This is a genomic window from Pseudoflavonifractor sp. AF19-9AC (assembly GCF_003478995.1).
Lineage (GTDB): Bacteria > Bacillota > Clostridia > Oscillospirales > Oscillospiraceae > Lawsonibacter.
In genome coordinates this window covers 181,679-200,128 of sequence record NZ_QUGI01000002.1, presented here as the reverse complement: position 1 = coordinate 200,128, position 18,450 = coordinate 181,679, and the positions used below count along the sequence as shown (strand labels likewise).

The window sequence follows — 18,450 nt, the reverse complement described above, 5'->3', positions numbered from 1 at the left end:
GGGTGCAGAACTGCTGGCTCTTTCCAAATACAAGACGGATGTGAGGTTTAAAAGGAATACATGAACTAAGCCGGAAATCCCTGAGGATTTCCGGCTGTTCTCTTCTTTGTATTTTTTACACTCTTCTCATGAACAAACCGGAAGAGATGGATATTAGGAGAAAGTGTGCAGTCACCGGGATACGGGTTGTATTTGTACTGTTTACTAAGTAAAGCCATAACCTGAAGCCATAATTCCAGCTATCTTCGTCCTTTCGTCCGGTTATGCATGACGGGTCAAAAAAGAAATATTTACTACCACATGACTTGGGACAGGGACATGATCTGAACAGAATCTGTATGTATAATAGTCACTTCACAAGTTGACGAACGGGAGATTGTCTGATAAGATATGGAACATTACAATGAAAGGAGAAGGTCTGCAACTTATGGATGACGGTGACAGTAACGCCTCCGCCAAGCCTCCCTCGTACAATTATGAACAGAATCGGATGAGACATGGCCTGTGCTTGCGAGAATAGTACGACGGGCTATGTCTTTTTGCGTCCTTTTGCCTATAATTGTTTTAATCTGAGGAGGTATTTACATTGGAAAATTCTATTTTATTCATGATTTTGCTGCAGGTATTTCTGATCCTGCTCAACGCAGTCTTTGCCAGTGCGGAGATTGCGGTAATTTCTATCAACGATGCCAAGCTGGCCCGAATGGCGGCGGAGGGAGATAAACGAGCCGTACGACTGGCTCGTCTGACCAGCCAACCGGCCCGCTTTCTCGCCACAATCCAGGTGGCCATCACCCTGTCCGGCTTTCTGGGCAGTGCCTTTGCGGCGGAGAACTTTTCAGACGGCCTGGTCAATTGGCTGGTAAGCCTGGGTGTGGGCGTACCCGCTGCTACCCTGGACGCCATCGCCGTGGTCATCATCACGCTGGTTTTGTCCTACTTTACCCTGATCTTTGGTGAGTTGGTTCCCAAGCGGGTGGCCATGCGTAAGGCAGAGTCCCTGGCTCTGGGTATCTCCGGCCTGATCTCCGCCATCGCCAAGCTGTTTGCACCTATTGTGTGGTTCCTGACCGCTTCCACCAATGCTGTCCTTCGTCTGCTTGGTATTGACCCCAACGCCGAGGAGGAGACCGTCAGTGAGGAGGAGATCCGCATGATGGTAGACGTGGGCAGCCAGAAAGGTACCATTGACCACGAAGAAAAGCAATTCATCCAAAACGTCTTTGAGTTTGACGACTTGACCGCCGGGGAGATTGCCACCCACCGAACCGACCTGACCATTCTGTGGCTGGAGGAGAGCATGGAGGAGTGGGCCGCCACCATCCACAACAGCCGCCACACCCGGTATCCTGTGTGCGGAGAATCCGCGGACGATGTGGTGGGTATCCTCAATGCAAAAGATTACTTCCGCCTGACGGACCGGAGCCGTGAGACCGTACTGGAACAGGCGGTGGAGACTCCCTATTTGGTACCGGACAGCGTCAAGGCGGATGTGCTGTTCCGTAACATGAAGGGCGGCTGCCATCCTTTGGCGGTGGTGCTGGACGAATACGGCGGCATGACGGGCATTGTTACCATCAACGATCTTGTGGAGCAGCTGGTGGGAGATCTGGGCGAGGAGGATGTATGCCGAAACGCCCTTCCCCTGATCGAGGCTGTGGACTCTGGCACCTGGAAGATCCGTGGAGAGGCGCCTCTGGAGGAGGTTGCCCAAACACTTGGTGTCACGCTGCCCTTTGACGACTTCGATACCTTTAACGGACTGATCTTTGGGGCCATGGCCACCATCCCCGAGGATGGGGCCACTATTGAAGTGGAAACCGCCGGCCTGGTGATCCGGGTCACCGAGATCCGAAATCATCAAGTGGTGACGGCGTTGGTTTGCCTGGCAAATCCGCAGAACACCGAAAAGCAGGAACATAATAGAGGTGAGCATGAGTAATCTGTCGTTAAAGCCTGTCACCGGCAAAAATCGCAGGGCTGCTGAGAAGTTGGAGGTATTTCCACACCAGACAGGTTTTATCGAAAGTGTTGCGGACTGTATGAAAGAGGCGGATCAGCTGGCGGCGTGGCATCCCATGTGCATCTATGACAACGACACCCTGATCGGTTTTACCATGTACGGAATGATTCAGGAGCCCGCCTATACAAGACTTTGGTTTGACCGCCTGCTGATTGACAAGCAGCATCAAGGTAAGGGTTATGCAAAGCCTGCGGCGGACCCTCACCGCTCTGGCCAGCGTGGCAATCGTTTCTGCCGGTGGTCTTACGTACCAGGCAATCCAGTATTTCCGTACACCTTCCCAGGAGCCCGGCGGCGATTTTGGGATCAGCAGCATTCCTTCCACGGAGCCGTCCCTGTCTCCCTGGTTTACAGTGTGGTTGACCCTGCTGATCGTCTCCATTGTAGCCGGAATTCTTTTTTTCAAATTTTCCGACAGAATCCCAACAAAGCGAAATCCTCGTCGCATCTAAATAGATGAACAGGCAAACGCCAAAACATCGAAGGAGGATTACAAATGCGGTTCAAAAGATTCTGTTCACTGGGTGTGGCTGCGGCCATTGGCATGAGTATTCTGGCGGGGACTGCTGCCGCAAAGGAGACGACAGCAGGACTTACCTTTGACTTTAACCAGAATGACGGCGGGTTTACCCCCATTTTTTCGACTACCCCAACGAGCAGGGGGTGGAGGAATTTTATGAGCTTCGCTCCGGCCATGAGGAGGTTCCCATTGCAGAGGCCGGAAAGGGCCTTTTTCTCTCCGGCAATAATCACAGCGACGATCTCTTTATGGGGTATTACAAGGATCTGAGCGGCCTTGTTCCCGAGACGGAGTATCAGTTCACCGTCCGCTTTCAGCTGGCCACCAATGTGGAAAATGATATGATCGGCATCGGCGGCGCTCCCGGAGAATCGGTCTTCGTCAAGTGCGGTGTTGCCTCTAAGGAGCCGGAAAACAGCCTGGACTCCCTGAACCACTTCTGCCTGAACATCGACAAGGGCAGTCAGAGCACCAGCGGATCGGACATGATCGTGGTCGGCAACCTTGCCAAAGAGGAAATCAACCGCCCCGGTGAATATGAGTTCAACGAGATCGAGACCAAGGTAATTGCCCGGACAGATGAAGCGGGAACGGCGTATCTGGTGATCGGCACCGACTCCGGCTTTGAAGGGGTGACCTCCTTCTATCTGGATGATATTTCCGTCAGTTGGGCCAATACAGCCACGGTCTCCATCACCCGGGGCGACGCAGTCAAGATGCTGTTCGATCATGCCCATCGGTGGGACGAAGCCGTGGGACCCCCAACCTTTACGGATGTGGCCTGGGATGCTCCTTACGCTGAGGCAGTTGCCTGGGCAGAGCAAAACGGTTATCTGGGCGGCTACGGTAATGGTTTCTTTGGGCCGGAGGATATGATGAGCGTAGAACAGGCCATGGTGATGATCTATCGACTGTTCGGAAGCCCCAAGGTGACAGATGCGGGTGTTCTGGATTCGTACAAGGATGCCAGTCAGATCTCCCCCTGGGCTCGGGATGCCGTTGCATTTTCCATTACCAACAAGCTGCTGGTGCCGGACGGGAAAATCCTGCCCCAGTCGCCCATCAGCGTGAAAGCCCTGCGCTATGCCATTGGGCAAATCGGCATGGCCGACTAAACGCCCAATCACTGTATGTCTATATCTTAAAGTTCTGCACAGTTGTTTTATACGAATCAGGCATCCCTCTCCGCTTCTGCCGGAAAGGGATGCCTGTCTGTCTCAAAGTGATTCAACTCGTATGCCAATTCCCATGCCAATTGGAATCCGCAAAGGAAACTGTGCATAGAGCGTTCCTCTGCAATGAGGTTCTGTGCGTCCATGATCCGCAACACCAGCTTTCTCTCTGGCTTTTCCAATCTCTCAATGAGTTGTTGGTGGCAAGTTTCAATTTCCTGCTCAGACCCTGCCATAGGCAGTGGCGTGTAAAATCTGTAGTAGAATTTTTTCAGGGCGTTGTTCATATGCTCTACCTCCTTGCAGCAAGACAACATACCACAAGTTAGCGTGAAAAGCCACTGGAATATTTGTATTTCAATAAATTCCTTATCATTGGTTTTGCAGACCATACACCGCTGTCCGTGGGTAGAAAACTTACCACTTTTGCGAGAGCCAGTAGTTATCTGCTCAATAAGAAATTAGAGCTTGTGGTGTTCCACAAGCCCTAATCTTCCCCATACACGGCGTTAAGCCCCATAGGTTCACGTTGTGTACCTATGGGGCTTAACCCTTCGGGAGGCGCTTCATTTTGTTCAGATTGCGCTTTGAGCCATATCAATAAACCGCTCCCCGAAGTGGGACAAATAGCGGTCCCGCCGATAACCGGCCACCAGCTTACTGAAGGTGGAGGGGTCAGTGAGGGGAAAGAAATCCACGCCGGCGCTGTCAGCCGGGGCGTTGGGAATGGCGCGGAGGAACAACTCAGGGCAGATGGTAATACCTACCCCGGCCTGAGCCATAGCCAGAGTAGTGACGGTATTTTCCGTCTCCAGAATCAGCTGAGGCTTAAAATAGTAGCGGCTGAAGTACTGATCCACGATGTTGCGGGTTCGGTTGCCCCGCTTAATGAGCACAAAGGGGAACTGCTGGAAGGCGCTGATGTCCGCGCCCTGGGCGTATTGAAGCCGAATTTCCTCCGCGTGGATGCCGAAGCGCTGGTCGGTAAAGGGCTTGGGCACCACCATCACCAGGCGCTGCTCGTTGAGGGGAACGGTGGTGACGCCCTCAATCATAATGGGCTGGAAGCAGATGATGAGATCCACCCGCCCGTGGGACAGAGCGTCCTCCAGCTGGGTGGAGTTGCCTTCATAGAGAGAGAACTCCACCATGGGAAACTCCGTCCGGAACTGGGGCAGCACCGAGGGCAGCAAGGCCAGTCCGCAGGTGTGGGAAATGCCCACCCGAAGCACCCCCAGGTAGTGGCGGTTGATGTCGCCCACCTTGGTCATGTACTGGCTATACAGGTCCAGAATCTGGGTGGCGGTCTGGACCAGCAGGTCCCCGGCGTAGGTCAGGGACAGCTTGGGGGAACGGGTAAAGAGCTTCACGTCCAGCTCCCGCTCCATGTTGCTGATGTGGTTGGAGAGGGACTGCTGGGATATGTACAGACGCTCAGCGGCCCGGGTGATGTTCAGCTCCTCGGCCACCATGAGGAAATAGCGCAGATGCAGAAAATTCAAGCTGTGTTCCTCCAAACGCATGGCCCTGGGGGCCGGATTCCAGATAAAGTCATTTTACCACAGTTAAATGGTTGTGGCAACCCTCACCAAAAAGGTGCTTTCCATTTGGGGGAAAATATGGCATAATGTACCCATAAGATCCGTAGGAGAGCTGAACCAGCTAATTTTTTCATTGGAAAGGCTCGAAACCATCATTTTTAATGAGGAAGGATGATTGTTATGAAGTGTTTGATCATCGACGTCGTTCACAGCGCCATTGCCGAGGAACTGGGCAAGTATATGCAGGTTGACACCAAGATGCTCCCCACCCAGGAGGAGCTGGCCACTCTGATTCCCGACTATGACGTGCTGATCATGCGCGTCGATCCCGCTATCAACAAGACCATTCTGGACGCTGCCAAGAACCTGAAGGTCATCGGCGTGTGCTCTGTGGGCCTGAACCACATCGACATGGAGGCCGCCAAGGCCAAGGGCATCCAGGTCTTCAACGCTCCCGGCCTGAACGCCAACGCCGTGGCCGAGCTGACCATCTCCAAGATGCTGGATCTGTCCCGCCACACCATCCCCGCCAACGCCGACGTGAAGGTGAACAAGAACTGGGACAAGTATAAGTTCGTGGGCCGCGAGCTGCGCGGCAAGACCCTGGGTATCCTGGGCTTCGGCCGCATCGGCCGCCGCGTGGGTGAGCTGGGCCGCGCCTTCGGCATGACCGTCGTGGCTTATGACCCCTACCTCAAGCCCGAGGACTTTGAGAAGGAGCACGCTGTGGGTCTGGACGTGAAGGAAGTGCTCAAGCAGGCCGACTTCGTCACCATCCACATGCCTCTGACTCCCGAGACCAAGAACCTGTTCAACGCCGACTCCATCGCTGAGATGAAGGACGACGCTGTGGTTCTGAACATGGCCCGCGGCGGCATCGTCAACGAGCAGGATATGTACGAGGCCCTGAAGGCTGGCAAGATCGGCGGCTATGCCTCCGACGTTATGGAGAACGAGCTGGCTGCCGGCGGTCTGACCGAGGGTGCGGGTTTTGATTCCCCCCTGTTCCAGTGCGATAACTTCATCGTCACTCCTCACCTGGGCGCTCAGACCGTGGACGCCTCCCGCGACATCGGCGCTCACATCATCTCCAAGGTCAAGGAGGCCCTGAATCTGGGCTAATTCGACAATTCCCTCTCTTTTCCCCTATAAGAGCGAAGGTGCGGTACCTGGAAATTCCGGGTACCGCACCTTTGTTTTTGGGGCCCTGTGTCTACCGGGATTTTGGACCATGTCTACCAAATGTCTACCCAAAAAGGCGTAAAATCCTTGTGCCCCAAGGGTTTCGCGTTTTTCCATTTTCTGGGTGTCTACCAAATGTCTACCAAGATAACTTTTTGGCCGCAAAAGCGGCCATTTTCCTGTCTTTTCATTGGAGTTTCCTCACAAAATCTCGAGTGTAAGGGGCGTTATACCGGCCTAATCGTCTTAAAAAGTTCCCAAAACCTCAAAATTTGGGGGAAATCCCCGAAAAATGATCCAAAAAGATGAAATCTTGGAGGATCAAAAATTAGAAGGAGGAATTCCAATGAGAAACCTGAAGCGGGCTCTCAGCCTGGCTCTGGCTTCCGTCATGCTCCTGGGCATGATGGTGGTTGGTACCGGCGCGAGCTATGCCGATGTGGAGTCCACTGACAATGTGGAAGCCATTGAGGTCATGCAGGCCATTGGCGTCATGGTTGGTGACACCAATGGTAACTTCAACCCCGACCAGAAGGTCACCCGCGGTGAGATGGCCGTGGTCATGACCAACCTGCTGGGTCTGAATGTCAACGACTACGCCGGCAGCACCCTGACCTTTACCGATGTCCCTGATTGGGGCAAGGGCTTTGTGGCCGCCTGCCTGGCCAACGGCATTGCCGCCGGCTACAACGACAAGCAGTTCGGCTTCAACGACTCCGTCACCACTGCCCAGGCGGCTCTGATGGTGATGAAGGCTCTGGGCTACTTCCAGTACACCAGCGACTTTGGTGGAGATTGGCAGCTGGCCACCGTGAAGCAGGGCTCCAAGATTGACCTGTTTAAGGGCATTGAGACCGGCGCTTCCGCCGCCATGACCCGCAACGACGTGGCTCAGATTGCTCTGACCGCTCTGAAGGCCACTGTTGTCGAGGCTGAGGATGACGGTATCGGCCTGGATGCCAACGGCAACCTGGTGTCCAAGTATAAGTACGTCGACTACACCACCAACAGCAATGGTACCAGCGACACCAATGATGCCATCAGCAACCAGACCGACAGCAACGGTAAGGACCTGGTCCAGCTGGGTGAGCAGCTGTACAAGGGCAAGCTGAAGCTGCAGGGTATCACCCCCGTGGTGGACGACATGCGGCGTCCTGCCCACACCTGGGAGTACAAGGGTGATAAGGTCGGCACTTATGCTGATGACGCTGACCACACCTTCGCGATTGACAGCACCACCGGCACCAAGGCTTCCATGAGCACTTGGCTGAAGGAGATCAAGGACAACTACACCATCCCCAGCATGAGCACTGGATCTTCTGTTGTTTATGTGAATGGTGTTCAGGACACTTCCTATGCTCCTGCTATCGGCGATCAGGTGGAGGTCTTTGAGAACGCCACCACCGCTACCACCATTGACAAGATCATTGTGACCCAGTATAAGCTGGCCAAGATCGACAAGGTGGATACCAATGTTTCCAGCACCGACGCCAAGAACGATGTTACCGCTTATATCACCCTGAAGAACGCTGCTGGCACTACCATCGGCACCTTCAAGGACACTGATATTGCCGGCTATGCTGCCAGCACCTATGTGAAGGGCGCTTACATCGCCGCTGCTATCAACGGCACCAAGGTTCTGGACAGCTATGTTGTGACTCCTGCCGCTCAGGGCCAGGTCACCGCTTACAAGACTAACGATAGCTACACCATCGGCGGCAACAAGTACACTGCTGTCACTACCGGCCAGTTCGTTGAGGACTACACCGAGGGTGACTACACCGGCACCTATGCTGCCTACACTGACAAGAACGGTCTGCTGATCGGTATTGTCGAGATCGAGGCTTCTTCTGTGGCCACCGACGCTGTTTACCTGTCCAAGATGTGGGCTGACGACAGCACCTCCAGCAGCTACGGCGAGAATACCCTCACCTATAAGGCTCAGGTCGTGGATATGACCGGTGCTGTGAAGACCATCACCATCGGCTACACTACTACCAAGGGCGAGATTAAGGGCCTGGATGCTGCTGGTTACGGCTACACTAAGGCCACCATCGCTGGTGATGGCGATCTGGAGACCACCCACTTCTATGTGGATAAGACCGGTGCCATGAAGGCCGTGTCCAGTCAGGACACCTATCCCACCGGGGACACCCTGTACGGCAATTCTGCTACCACCACTCCCTTCTACACCAAGAACGCTTCTGCCTCTGCCGCTATCGGCAGCCTGTACACCCTGAAGGAGAATAGCGACAAGTACACTGAGCTGACCGCTTACACCAATGCCACTGACAATACCTATGACATTGGCAGCGTGTCTACTGTGACCAGCATCAAGAGCGACGACACCAAGCTGGGCAGCTACTATGTCAATGCTGACACCAAGTACATTGTCATCGAGGGCAGCGGTTCCAATATCGAGGTTACTGTCAAGACCGGCGGTCTGAGCTACGCTGGTTCTGCTGCTACCGCTACCGTGATCTACACCAAGTCCGGCAGCGCCAATGTGGCTTCCTACGTGATCCTGCCTGTTGCCTCCTACAGCGCCGGTGCTTCTGAGGACGTTCTGTACGTCAAGTCCTATGACGGTGTTGTGGACGGCGGCTATGCCTACACCGTGTACACCGAGGACGGCAAGACCATGTCCATCGTGGCCGATAAGGCTCCTTATGCCACTCCTGGAAACACCAGCGGTGTAGTGATCAAGGGTGCTTTCTACAAGTACACTGTAAATTCCAAGAACGTTTATACTCTGTCTGCTGCCACCGCTATCAGCATTGGCTCTAACGTCGGCGTTTGGGACGGCAAGATCACCGCTCAGACTGGCGTTGACATCGGTTCCACCTTTGTTAGTGTCTACGGCAATCTGCTGACCATTGACAATGTTACTAGCAGCGATTATAAGCTGGGCGACATCGATGCTTCCAAGGCTGTTGTGATCGACCTGCACGAGACCGACAACGACGAGTACACCAACGGTGGTGCCAACCCTGGCAAGGAGACCTACTCCGGTACCATCACCGGTCTGGATGGTATGGACGCTGCTGCTGACGCTGGCTACGCCATTACTCTGGACCTGTCCATCAAGGAGGACGGCGCTACCATCATCTTCGTGAAGGACGTGTACCGCAGCACTGTTGATACCATTGCTTCTGCTGCTGCTGTAAAGGTTACCGATCCTGGCAGCGACCTGAACGTTACTTCTGCCGCTACTGTTACCAACGGTACCACCAACACCATTGTTGTGAAAGTGAATCCTACCGGTGCTGATAACGGCGATAGCGTGAAGGTTACCTTCACTAAGGGTCAGGCTGATCAGACTCTGAGCAAGGCTGACGTTACTCTGACCAAGAATAACGGCACTTGGAGCACTGACACTGTGACGGTTGTTGCTGCTAATGGCAGTACCCGTACTTACACTGTGTCTGTGAATGAGGCTGTTTAATCACCCTTTTCCCCCTGCGGATTTTCCGCAGGGGGCCTTTTTTGTTTAAATACCGATTACAATATAATGGTACGTCCGATCTAAAACATTGAATTGTGCTTCTGGGGCATCGATGTCCACATAGAAGGACAGGCCGTTGTCTGCCCAGGTCAGGTATAAGGGCCGTCCATAATGATAAGAAGCGCTATGGTAATAGGTGGGGGAACAGATGCATGTGTTATGCCGGTGGGCGATGTAGTACTTCGTTGTTTCCGATTGTGTCTCTGCCCCGTTCAGGAACACGATCAAAGGATAAAAGTCAAAAGTCAAGGTTACTGGGGTGTCTCGTCCCGCTGTGCCTGTGCCAACATAGGTGCCTGTTTTGATTTTGCAGTTTCCCCTATCTGCAATGGCTGTCTCAATTTTAAAGTTATCCTGGTTAAACTCTTCCCTGAGCACTTTATCCTCTGCAGCCCACTGATTGAGTTTGTAATTGCTGGTCTGTCCGCTTGCCATAAAATTTCCTCCTTTGTATGTTTACAGATTGCCTCCACATGGGAACCTCCCACGAGCAAAGAAGCGAAGCGCAGCTTCGCAGGAAGTTCTTTGCCAAGCTTTCTTTCAAGAAAGCGTGCAAGAAAGCGGAGCCTTCGTACCTGGCGGGCAGTTGCACAAAATCGTACATCCACATACATTTTCTGGAAATTATCTGGCACTATGCCCTGACGGCATAAAAACAAGGCCCGCCTCTTTTGAAAGGCGGGCCTTGCGGCGTTTTATGGAATTGGGCTTACTGCTCCATCTCGGTGATGAGGCCCACCCGGCGGGCGTGGCGGCCACCCTCAAACTCGGTGGAGAGGAAGGTGTCCACAATGCGCTGGGCCAGGTTGGGGCCTACGATGCCGGCACCCATGGCCAGCATGTTGGCGTTGTTGTGCTGGCGGCACAGCTCAGCGGACAGAGGCTCAGAGCACAGAGCGCAGCGGATGCCCTTGACCTTATTGGCCACAATAGAAATGCCGATGCCGGTGGTGCAGATGACAATGCCCTTCTCGCAGCGGCCGGAGGCCACAGCCTCGGCGGCGGCCCGGCCGAAGACGGGGTAGTCGCAGCTCTCGGTGCTGTTGGTGCCAAAGTCCTCGCAGGTAATGCCTTTGGCGGCCAGATAGGCCTTGATATGCTCTTTCAGCTGATAACCTCCGTGGTCAGAAGCAATGGCGATCATAATAACTCCTCCCAAATATGGTTTCAATTTGGCGGCGGAACGATCACAGCCGCCGCTGTTCCGGCTCGCGCCGGCGATAGACAGTGACCCAGCGGAACCCGGTCTCCCGCAGCAGCTGCGCCGCCTGCTCCAGCCCCTTGGCCACGTGGGCGGGCCGGTGGGCATCGGAGCCCAGGGTGATGAGCTCGCCTCCCAGGGCGCGGTAGCGCCGGAGAATGGGCAGCCAGTCGGTGACTTCCCGGCCGCCGTGGGTGTTGACCTCGATGGCATGGCCGGTTTCAACGACGGTGCGCAGCACGGCTTCCAGCTGGTCCTCCCAGGGGTCCAGAGTCATGTGGTGGCCCGCCCGGCCGTTGATGTACCGCAGGGGATAGATGATGTGCCCCAGGCTGTCGTAGCAGCTCTGGCCCGCCTGCCGGAGCAGGTTAGCCATGTAGTCCTCCAGCAGCTGGCGGCACAGCGCCTCGTCCCGGTAGTCCAGGTAGAAGAGGTCCCGTCCACCCAGCTCCGGGCTCTGGTTGTGTACCGAGCCAATGACAAAGTCCAGGGGCGCGCCGGAGAGAATCTCCTCCGCCCGGGCGGGGTCGGTATAGCCGCCGCCCAGCTCCAGGCCCAGCTGCAGCCGGAAGTCCTCCCGGTACCGGAAAAACGCCGCCTCCTCATACTGCCGGAGAATGGGCGTCCAGTCCCACGCGGCCAGAGGCGTGCCGTCCGCCTGCTGCAGATCGCAGTGGTCGGTGGTGCACAGCTCCCGGGCACCAGCCTGCTGGGCTGCCCGCGCCATGTCGGACAGACGGGCCTCGCTGTCCGGAGAGCAGCAGGTGTGGGTGTGGTAATCGACAAGATACATGGGAACCTCCTGGGGCAGGGCCGGGCAAAGGGACTCTGGGTTTACCTCTTTATTGTAGTGGGTTTCCAGCCAATTGGCAAGAGCAAAGGAAAACTGTTGCCTCCCTTTTCATTTACAAAGGACCGATTTCTTTGGCATATTCCCAATAAAAGCAGTCCAGCTTGCCCAGGTAGTGCTCCTTCCAGGGCTTGTTGCGTCCGCAGTAGTGGATGATGCGGCTGTGCTCCCTGACCCAGCTGAGCTCCAACGGGCCACGGGGACTCAGGCTGGCCGCTGTGAACAGCCGCTCCGTCATGTTGTAGCGGTAAGGGTTCAGACGGAGAATCTTGTCCCCGTACAGAGCGCTGATGACGTCCTGGTCAGGAAGAAACAGGGTGCGCCGGTGGTCCCGGACGTAGTCCAGCACCGGCTGGAGCTGCTGCTCCCGGCGGAGAAGGGGCAGATTCATGAGCAGTACGCCGGAGTTAATATAGGGTCCCGGTGTCTCCGACTGCAGCCGCACCGCGTTCATCCACTCCAGGCCCTTGGCCACATGACTGGCCGCTCCAAACCAGTTATCCTCCAAATCCAGCTCCCACAGATCGTCCAGCGGCCCGTTGACCACCAGATCCGGGTCCAGGTACAGCACCCGCTCCAAGTCCTGGGGCAGGTAGCGGACGGCGAAAATCCGGTCGTAGATCTCCAGCGGGTAGCGGTCCGTGGTGGGGGCATCGGCCAGGAGGGAGTCTCCCGCCGGCAGATTGATGAGTTCCAGCTCGGGGGCGTTTATCGCCTTTTCCAGGCGAATGAAATCCTCGGGCAGCAGAGAGCGGTGCAGAATGTAGACCCGCACCGGCCGGTTCCGGTGGTGGACGGCCAGGCTTTTCAGCATAACGGCCAGGGGATGGAGGTAGTTGCGGTCAATGGTGACAAGAATATCCATATGTGGGCTCCTTTTGGAATGTGGTGTATCTTAGGGGCGAAAAATATCCGGTTGGGGGAATCCACCTTGCTCCTGCGGCAAGTCTTAGAAGGAGGTGGCTGAGATGAAAATAACGGTGGAGCACGTCCCGGTCCCGGAAAACGAGGTGGTGCTCCGCTGCCCGGAGCTGGACGAGGAGATGCTGTGGGTGCTGTCCCTGCTGCGCTCCGGGCTGCAGCGGCTGCTGGTGTGGGACCAGGAGCGGCAGACCACCCTGCTCCCGCCGGGGGAGGTGGTCTACTGCGAGAGCCTGGAGGACAAGACCTTCGTCTATACGGCCGGCGCCGTGTATCAGACCGCCCTGTCCCTGGCCGAGCTGGAGGGACGGTACGGAGTGGTCGGCTTTTTCCGGTGCGGAAAGTCCGCTCTGGTGAATCTCCATGGGATTCGCAGTCTGAGAAGTCAGGCCGGCGGGCGGATTGAGGCCTTGCTGGTCACGGGAGAAAAATTCATGGTCTCCCGGCACTATGCGCCCCTGCTGCGGGAGCGGCTGGGGCTGTGAGAAAGGAGCAGATGGTTATGACTGGATTTCTTCATTTTTACCGCTGGGGCCTGGAGATGAAGTACAACATGGGGCTTTATTTCTCCGGGCTAGTGTTCATGAAGGCCATCTCCGATGCGGTGGCCGGGCGCTTCGCCATGGACACCCTGATTCTCATGGAGATGCTTCTGGTGTGCATGGCCTTCGCCAGTGTGGAGAGCGCCCTTTTCCCGCGCCACCGGGAGCAGACGTACCTGAGACGAAACACCATGCTGTGGGTTCTGTTGGCCCACCTCGCCTTCCCGGGCGGGGCGGCCGTGATGGGGTGGTTTACGCCCACTCCCTGGTGGATGCTGCTGATTTTGCTGCTCACCTTTGAGACCAGCCTGGCCGCCATGTGGTTTGGATTCCATGTGGCCCTGAAACAGGACTCCCGACAGCTTAACCGCCGCCTCCAGCAGTATCAGAATCGGATTTGAACAGAGGGCCGCCCGTTCGGGCGGCCCTCTTAGTGTTCTTGACTTGGGATGCGCTTATACCATCAGGGAGCTGACCAGCTGGGCAAACTCCGCCGGGTCCTCCAGAGGCAGGTCGGCCAGCAGCAGAGCCTGACCGTAGAGCACCTTGGCGTACTTGGCCACGGTGTCCTTGTCTCCGGCGTCCACCGCCCGCTTCAGGGCGGCGAAGGGGGCAGCGTCGGGGTTCAGCTCCAGCACGCGCTCGGCCTTCATGTGCTCGCCGCCCTCCAGCTTGTTCATATACCGCTCCATCTCCAGGGAGACGGGGCCGTCGGCGCTGAGGCAGCAGGCACCCGACTTCAGGATGGAGGAGATGCGGACCTCCTTCACCTGGTCGCCCAGGGCCTCCTTCACGGCTTCCAGCACGCCCTTGCCGGCCTCGGCCTTCTCCGCGGCCGCCTTCTTCTCCTCGTCGGTCTGGGGCAGAGCGTCCTCGTCGGCCACGGACTTGAACTTCTTGCCGTCCACCTCGGCCAGGGCCTTCATGACAAAGTCGTCCACGTCCTCGGTGCAGTAGAGAATTTCGTAGCCCTTGTCCAGGATGCGCTCCACCTGGGGCAGCTTGGCGATCTTGTCCACGCTCTGGCCGCAGGCGTAGTAGTAATAGGGCTGGTCCTCAGGCATACGGTCCTTATAGGCGGCCAGGGTGGTGTAGGCGTTCTCCTTGGAGGACCAGAACAGCAGCAGGTCCTGGAGGAGCTCCTTCTTGGCGCCGTAGTCGGCCACCACGCCGTACTTGATCTGGGTGCCGAAGGCCTTCCAGAACTTCTCGTACTTCTCCCGGTCGTCCTTCTGCATTTTCACCAGCTCGGACTTGATCTTCTTCTCCAGGGCGGTGGCGATGACCTTCAGCTGGCGGTCGTGCTGGAGAATCTCACGGCTGATGTTCAGGGAGAAGTCGGGGGAGTCCACCACGCCCTTTACAAAGCGGAAGCAGTCAGGCAGCAGGTCGGCGCACTTGTCCATGATCATCACGCCGGAGGAATAGAGCTGCAGGCCCTTCTGGTACTCTCGGGTATAGAAGTCGTAGGGAGTCTGGGCGGGGATATAGAGCATGGCCTTGTAGGTCACGGCGCCCTCGGCGCTGGTGTGAATGACGGCCAGGGGGTCCTGCCAGTCGCCGAACTTTTCCTTGTAGAAGGCGTTATACTCCTCGGGCTTCACCTTGGACTTCTGGCGCTGCCACAGGGGGACCATGGAGTTGATGGTCTTCCACTCCTTCACGGTCTCCCACTCGGGCTTGTAGTCGTCGCCGGCGTCGGCGGGCTTCTCCTTCTGGCGGTAGTCCTCCACCTCCATGACGATGGGGTAGCGGATATAGTCGGAGTACTTCTTAATGAGCTCCTGAAGCTCATAGGTCTCCAGATACTTGCTGTAATTCTCTCCGTCCTCATCTGCCTTCAGGTGCATGATGACGTCGGTGCCGGGGGCGTCCTTCTCACACTGGGTGACGGTGTAGCCGTCGGCTCCGTCGGACTGCCACACCCATGCCTCGTCGCTGTCCCAGGCCTTGGAGATGACGGTGACGTGGTCGGCCACCATAAAGGCGGAGTAGAAGCCCACGCCGAACTGACCGATGACGTCAATCTTGTCGGCGGCCTTGTCGTCCTCAGAGAGGTTGGCCTTGAACTGGCCAGAGCCGCTGCGGGCAATGGTGCCCAGGTTGGACTCCAGGTCCTCCTTGCTCATGCCGATGCCGTTGTCGGACACGGTGAGCAGCCGCCCCTCCTTGTCGGGGACGATGGTGATTTTCAGGTCCTTGCGCTTGATGTCCACGTTCTCGTCGGTGAGGGACTTGTAGGCCAGCTTGTCCTCTGCATCGCTGGCGTTGGAGATGAGCTCCCGCAGGAAGATCTCCTTGTGGGTGTAGATGGAATTGACCATCAGGTCCAGCAGGCGTTTGGATTCCGCTTTAAACTGCTTCTTTGCCATGATTACTGATGCCTCCATATATTTGAAAGTTGTTGTAAACAAAAATAACGTTAGCACTCAATTTAACTGAGTGCTAACGTTATCATAGCGCGCTCCCGGAAAAAAAGCAAGGGTATTCACAATTTTTTTACACTTTCGCCCCGAGACTGCTTATCCAGACAGTCCGAAGTACACCCGAAGGACACAGATGCCGTCCTCAGGGCGGTAGTAGGAGGCCATGGAGTCTGAGCGCACCTCCACCAGAGAACCGCTGGTGGAGCACAGGCTGTCCGTCGCGCCGGGGACACTGGAAACCAGGGTGCCATCCCAGTTGTAGATGAGCCACAGGGTTTCCCCCTCCAGGCGCACAGCCAGCCAGGCTCCGCTGCCCTCCCAGTCATTTTGCAGCACCGCAAGGGTGCCCTCCCGCTTGGGGAGAATGACCTTGCCGGCCAGATCGGTGATGGCAAAGGCCCCCTGTCCATCCTCAAAGATCACCCGGTCGCCTCCCGCCACATAGGGCAGGGCGTCCCCCATGTCCAGGGGAGCGGGAATGGTGTGGGACTCGTCACCCATGGTCAGGGTGTAGGTGCCGTCGCCGTTGGCTTTGGCGTCCCACCAGGTTTGGGGGGCACTCCGGAACATTTCATCCAGGGTATTGTACCAGTCCTGGGCGGAGCTGGTGGTTACTTCTCCCGTCATGGGGTCCAGGAACCGGGCGGTGTCCCCGTTTGCTCCATAGCAGCCCAGGAAGAACCGGTCTCCAATCCACTGGACGGAGGAGTAGGCGTCCCCGGTGAACCAGGGCACCGAGTCGGCCGTTTCAATGCCCAGCTCCGTCCAGCTCCACTCCTTCACCACTTCCCCCGTCTGGGGGGCCAGCAGGTCCATGCCGTCCTTCCCTCCGGCCAGAATGGCGGTGGGACTGGCGGCACAGCCCCAGTAGGCAAAGTCCGTGCACCAGCTCCCATCGGCGGCGGCCAGGGCCAGAAGGGTCCCGCTGACCGCGGCGCCCTGATCCTTGTCCCCCTTCTCCAAAACCAGCACCGGCAGGGAGACGGTGTCCCCCATATCAGCCAGGTAGGAGACCCGGTAGATGGAGGTACAAACGGGGTCCATGACCACCGTGCCCTCCTGGGTCATCAGGCCGTAGAGGCAGTTGGAGGAGACGTAGCTGGAGTCCTCCGCTTCCCCCTCCGGTGGGTGGAGGACGACCTGGGCCCCGGCAAAGGGCAGCAGGGTGCCGTAGTCCTTCCGGGGGATGAGGTGGTCGGTATAGTCGTCATACCAGCGGTTCCAGATGGTGGAGAGGGTTTCTGCTCCGTTTTCCAGCACGGACCAGTCGGTGTGGACCTGAACGGTTCCGCTGTCCTGGGCGGAGGAGGAACTCTGGGAGCCCTCCGCCTGGCTGGAGGAGCTCTGGCCACTCCCTCCGGGGGCGGAGCACCCGGCCAGCAGGGCAGCGGACAGCAGCAGGGCAGGCAGCGCTCGTCTCATGGTCATCCCTCCTGTCCGGTCACCGGTACATAGCCCTCCATCTGGGCCAGCTTCTGGCCGTCAGGTCCCAGCACCCAGTCATAGAGGATGCGGGTGGGGCTGTCCTGTGGGGTGTCCTTGGCGATGGAAACGTAGTAGGGGTTGAGGAAGGGGTACTCCCCGGAGCGAATGGTGTCCTCGCTGGGCTGCACCCCGTCAATGGACAGCACCTTCAGCCCCTGGGCCATCTCCATGTCGTTGGCGTAATAGTAGACGGTGTAGCCAATGGCAGAGGGGGAGTTGTCATACTCCCGCACCGCATCCATAAGGCCCATCATGGAGTCGGGTACCCAGGCCTGGGGGGCCTCCATCATCTCCTTGCCGTCCATGACCAGCTTCTCCATCAGGGTCTGGCTTCCGGCCCCGGGATTGCGCTGGAAGGCCACAATCTCCAGGTCGGAGCCACCCACCTGCTTCCAGTTGGTGATCTCCCCGGTGTAAATCTGCTGCACCTGCTCCGTGGTCAAATTATCCACGGGATTGTCCTGGTTCACCACAAAGACCAGGGCGTCGGTGGCGAAGGGGGTGAGCAGCCACTTGTCCTGGGCCTTCATCTCCTCCAGAACCTCCGGAGCGGGCTCCGCCGCCAGCACCAGGTCCACCGTACCCTCCATCAGGTTGCGGTAGGACTGGGTGGTGCGGGAGAACTGCACCAGGTCGGCCGTGGTCTCCGGGTCCTCCCCCAGCAGTACGCCGCACATGGCCTTGGCCAGGGGGACGGTGGAGGTGGAGCCGTCCAGCCGGGGCAGATTCTCCCGGGTGAAGACGAAATCGGCGGTCTGGCTGCTGTCCGTCCCTGCGGACTGGGAGGACTGGCTCGAGGAGCTGCTGTCCGACGTGGCGGAAGGGGCGCACGCCCCCAGCAAAAGGGCAGCGCCCAGCAGCAGGGCGGCCCAGGAAGTGGTACGTCTCATAAAAACCTCCTTACGCGGTTGGTTGGTACCTCTATTTTATGGGAAAAACAGGGACATTGCAACGACATTTCTCCCTCAAATTCCCTACAAACCGGCAACAAACCGGTTCCACAAAATTAAAATTTCATTAAGGAGTGGGAGAGCCCTTGACAAAACGGCCCAGGTGTATTATTGTACTAATCACTTAATACA

Annotated in this window: 16 protein-coding genes; 7 read left to right on the top strand and 9 right to left on the bottom strand. The window is 57.0% G+C overall.

The genetic code is table 11. The features are described from left to right. The first annotated feature begins 586 nt into the window (after positions 1-586). From DWX58_RS03775 to DWX58_RS03765, 3 genes are all read left to right on the top strand, one after another. The gene (locus tag DWX58_RS03775) at positions 587-1,942 is read left to right on the top strand and encodes a hemolysin family protein (RefSeq protein ID WP_243093241.1); all 1,356 of its coding nucleotides are present in this window, start codon (positions 587-589) and stop codon (positions 1,940-1,942) included. Next, a complete protein-coding gene (locus tag DWX58_RS03770; RefSeq protein ID WP_118641674.1) occupies positions 1,935-2,483 on the top strand; it encodes a GNAT family N-acetyltransferase in 549 nt (182 codons plus the stop codon). The genes DWX58_RS03775 and DWX58_RS03770 overlap by 8 nt, the downstream gene beginning before the upstream one ends. A 203-nt stretch (positions 2,484-2,686) precedes the next feature. Beyond that, positions 2,687-3,658 (top strand): S-layer homology domain-containing protein, encoded by a 972-nt coding sequence (locus DWX58_RS03765; RefSeq protein WP_118641673.1) that lies wholly within the window; start codon positions 2,687-2,689, stop codon positions 3,656-3,658. A 56-nt stretch (positions 3,659-3,714) separates the two neighbouring features. Here the strand turns inward: DWX58_RS03765 and DWX58_RS03760 are convergent, their stop codons facing one another. Continuing rightward, on the bottom strand, positions 3,715-4,002 hold the full coding sequence (locus DWX58_RS03760) for a DUF6809 family protein (protein WP_118641672.1): 288 nt from the start codon (positions 4,000-4,002) through the stop codon (positions 3,715-3,717). Positions 4,003-4,290: 288 nt separating this feature from the next. Then, entirely contained in the window at positions 4,291-5,217 is a 927-nt protein-coding gene (locus DWX58_RS03755; protein ID WP_158579207.1) for a LysR family transcriptional regulator, read from the bottom strand. A 219-nt stretch (positions 5,218-5,436) separates the two neighbouring features. Here DWX58_RS03755 and DWX58_RS03750 point away from each other — a divergent pair, with 219 nt between their 5' ends. Then, positions 5,437-6,378 carry a D-2-hydroxyacid dehydrogenase gene (locus tag DWX58_RS03750; protein ID WP_118641670.1) on the top strand — a complete coding sequence of 314 codons (942 nt, stop codon included), beginning with the start codon at positions 5,437-5,439 and terminating at the stop codon, positions 6,376-6,378. Positions 6,379-6,784: 406 nt separating this feature from the next. Then, positions 6,785-9,883, top strand: coding sequence for an S-layer homology domain-containing protein (locus tag DWX58_RS03745; RefSeq protein WP_158579206.1), 3,099 nt, complete (start codon positions 6,785-6,787; stop codon positions 9,881-9,883). A gap of 45 nt (positions 9,884-9,928) precedes the next feature. Here the strand turns inward: DWX58_RS03745 and DWX58_RS03740 are convergent, their stop codons facing one another. The 4 genes from DWX58_RS03740 to DWX58_RS03725 form a co-directional block, all read right to left on the bottom strand. Beyond that, complete coding sequence (locus tag DWX58_RS03740) at positions 9,929-10,378, bottom strand: hypothetical protein (RefSeq protein ID WP_118641668.1); 450 nt, start codon at positions 10,376-10,378, stop codon at positions 9,929-9,931. 274 nt (positions 10,379-10,652) lie between these two features. Beyond that, the gene (gene rpiB / locus DWX58_RS03735; protein ID WP_118641667.1) at positions 10,653-11,087 is read right to left on the bottom strand and encodes a ribose 5-phosphate isomerase B; all 435 of its coding nucleotides are present in this window, start codon (positions 11,085-11,087) and stop codon (positions 10,653-10,655) included. Between the two features lie 43 nt (positions 11,088-11,130). Then, positions 11,131-11,937 (bottom strand): PHP domain-containing protein, encoded by an 807-nt coding sequence (locus tag DWX58_RS03730; RefSeq protein ID WP_118641666.1) that lies wholly within the window; start codon positions 11,935-11,937, stop codon positions 11,131-11,133. Positions 11,938-12,049: 112 nt separating this feature from the next. Next, positions 12,050-12,859 (bottom strand): glycosyltransferase family 8 protein, encoded by an 810-nt coding sequence (locus tag DWX58_RS03725; RefSeq protein ID WP_118641665.1) that lies wholly within the window; start codon positions 12,857-12,859, stop codon positions 12,050-12,052. Positions 12,860-12,962: 103 nt separating this feature from the next. Here DWX58_RS03725 and DWX58_RS03720 point away from each other — a divergent pair, with 103 nt between their 5' ends. Both DWX58_RS03720 and DWX58_RS03715 read left to right on the top strand, forming a co-directional pair. Next, positions 12,963-13,400: a LytTR family DNA-binding domain-containing protein gene (locus DWX58_RS03720; protein ID WP_118641664.1), complete on the top strand. Its 438-nt coding sequence runs from the start codon at positions 12,963-12,965 to the stop codon at positions 13,398-13,400. 17 nt (positions 13,401-13,417) lie between these two features. Then, complete coding sequence (locus DWX58_RS03715; protein WP_118641663.1) at positions 13,418-13,858, top strand: DUF3021 family protein; 441 nt, start codon at positions 13,418-13,420, stop codon at positions 13,856-13,858. A 54-nt stretch (positions 13,859-13,912) separates the two neighbouring features. Here DWX58_RS03715 and htpG read toward each other — a convergent pair whose 3' ends face one another. The 3 genes from htpG to DWX58_RS03700 form a co-directional block, all read right to left on the bottom strand. Then, positions 13,913-15,829, bottom strand: coding sequence for a molecular chaperone HtpG (htpG, locus tag DWX58_RS03710; protein WP_118641662.1), 1,917 nt, complete (start codon positions 15,827-15,829; stop codon positions 13,913-13,915). A 150-nt stretch (positions 15,830-15,979) separates the two neighbouring features. Next, a complete protein-coding gene (locus tag DWX58_RS03705; RefSeq protein WP_118641661.1) occupies positions 15,980-17,305 on the bottom strand; it encodes a hypothetical protein in 1,326 nt (441 codons plus the stop codon). A gap of 2 nt (positions 17,306-17,307) precedes the next feature. Further along, a complete protein-coding gene (locus DWX58_RS03700) occupies positions 17,308-18,258 on the bottom strand; it encodes a substrate-binding domain-containing protein (RefSeq protein WP_118641660.1) in 951 nt (316 codons plus the stop codon). Positions 18,259-18,450 lie beyond the last annotated feature (192 nt).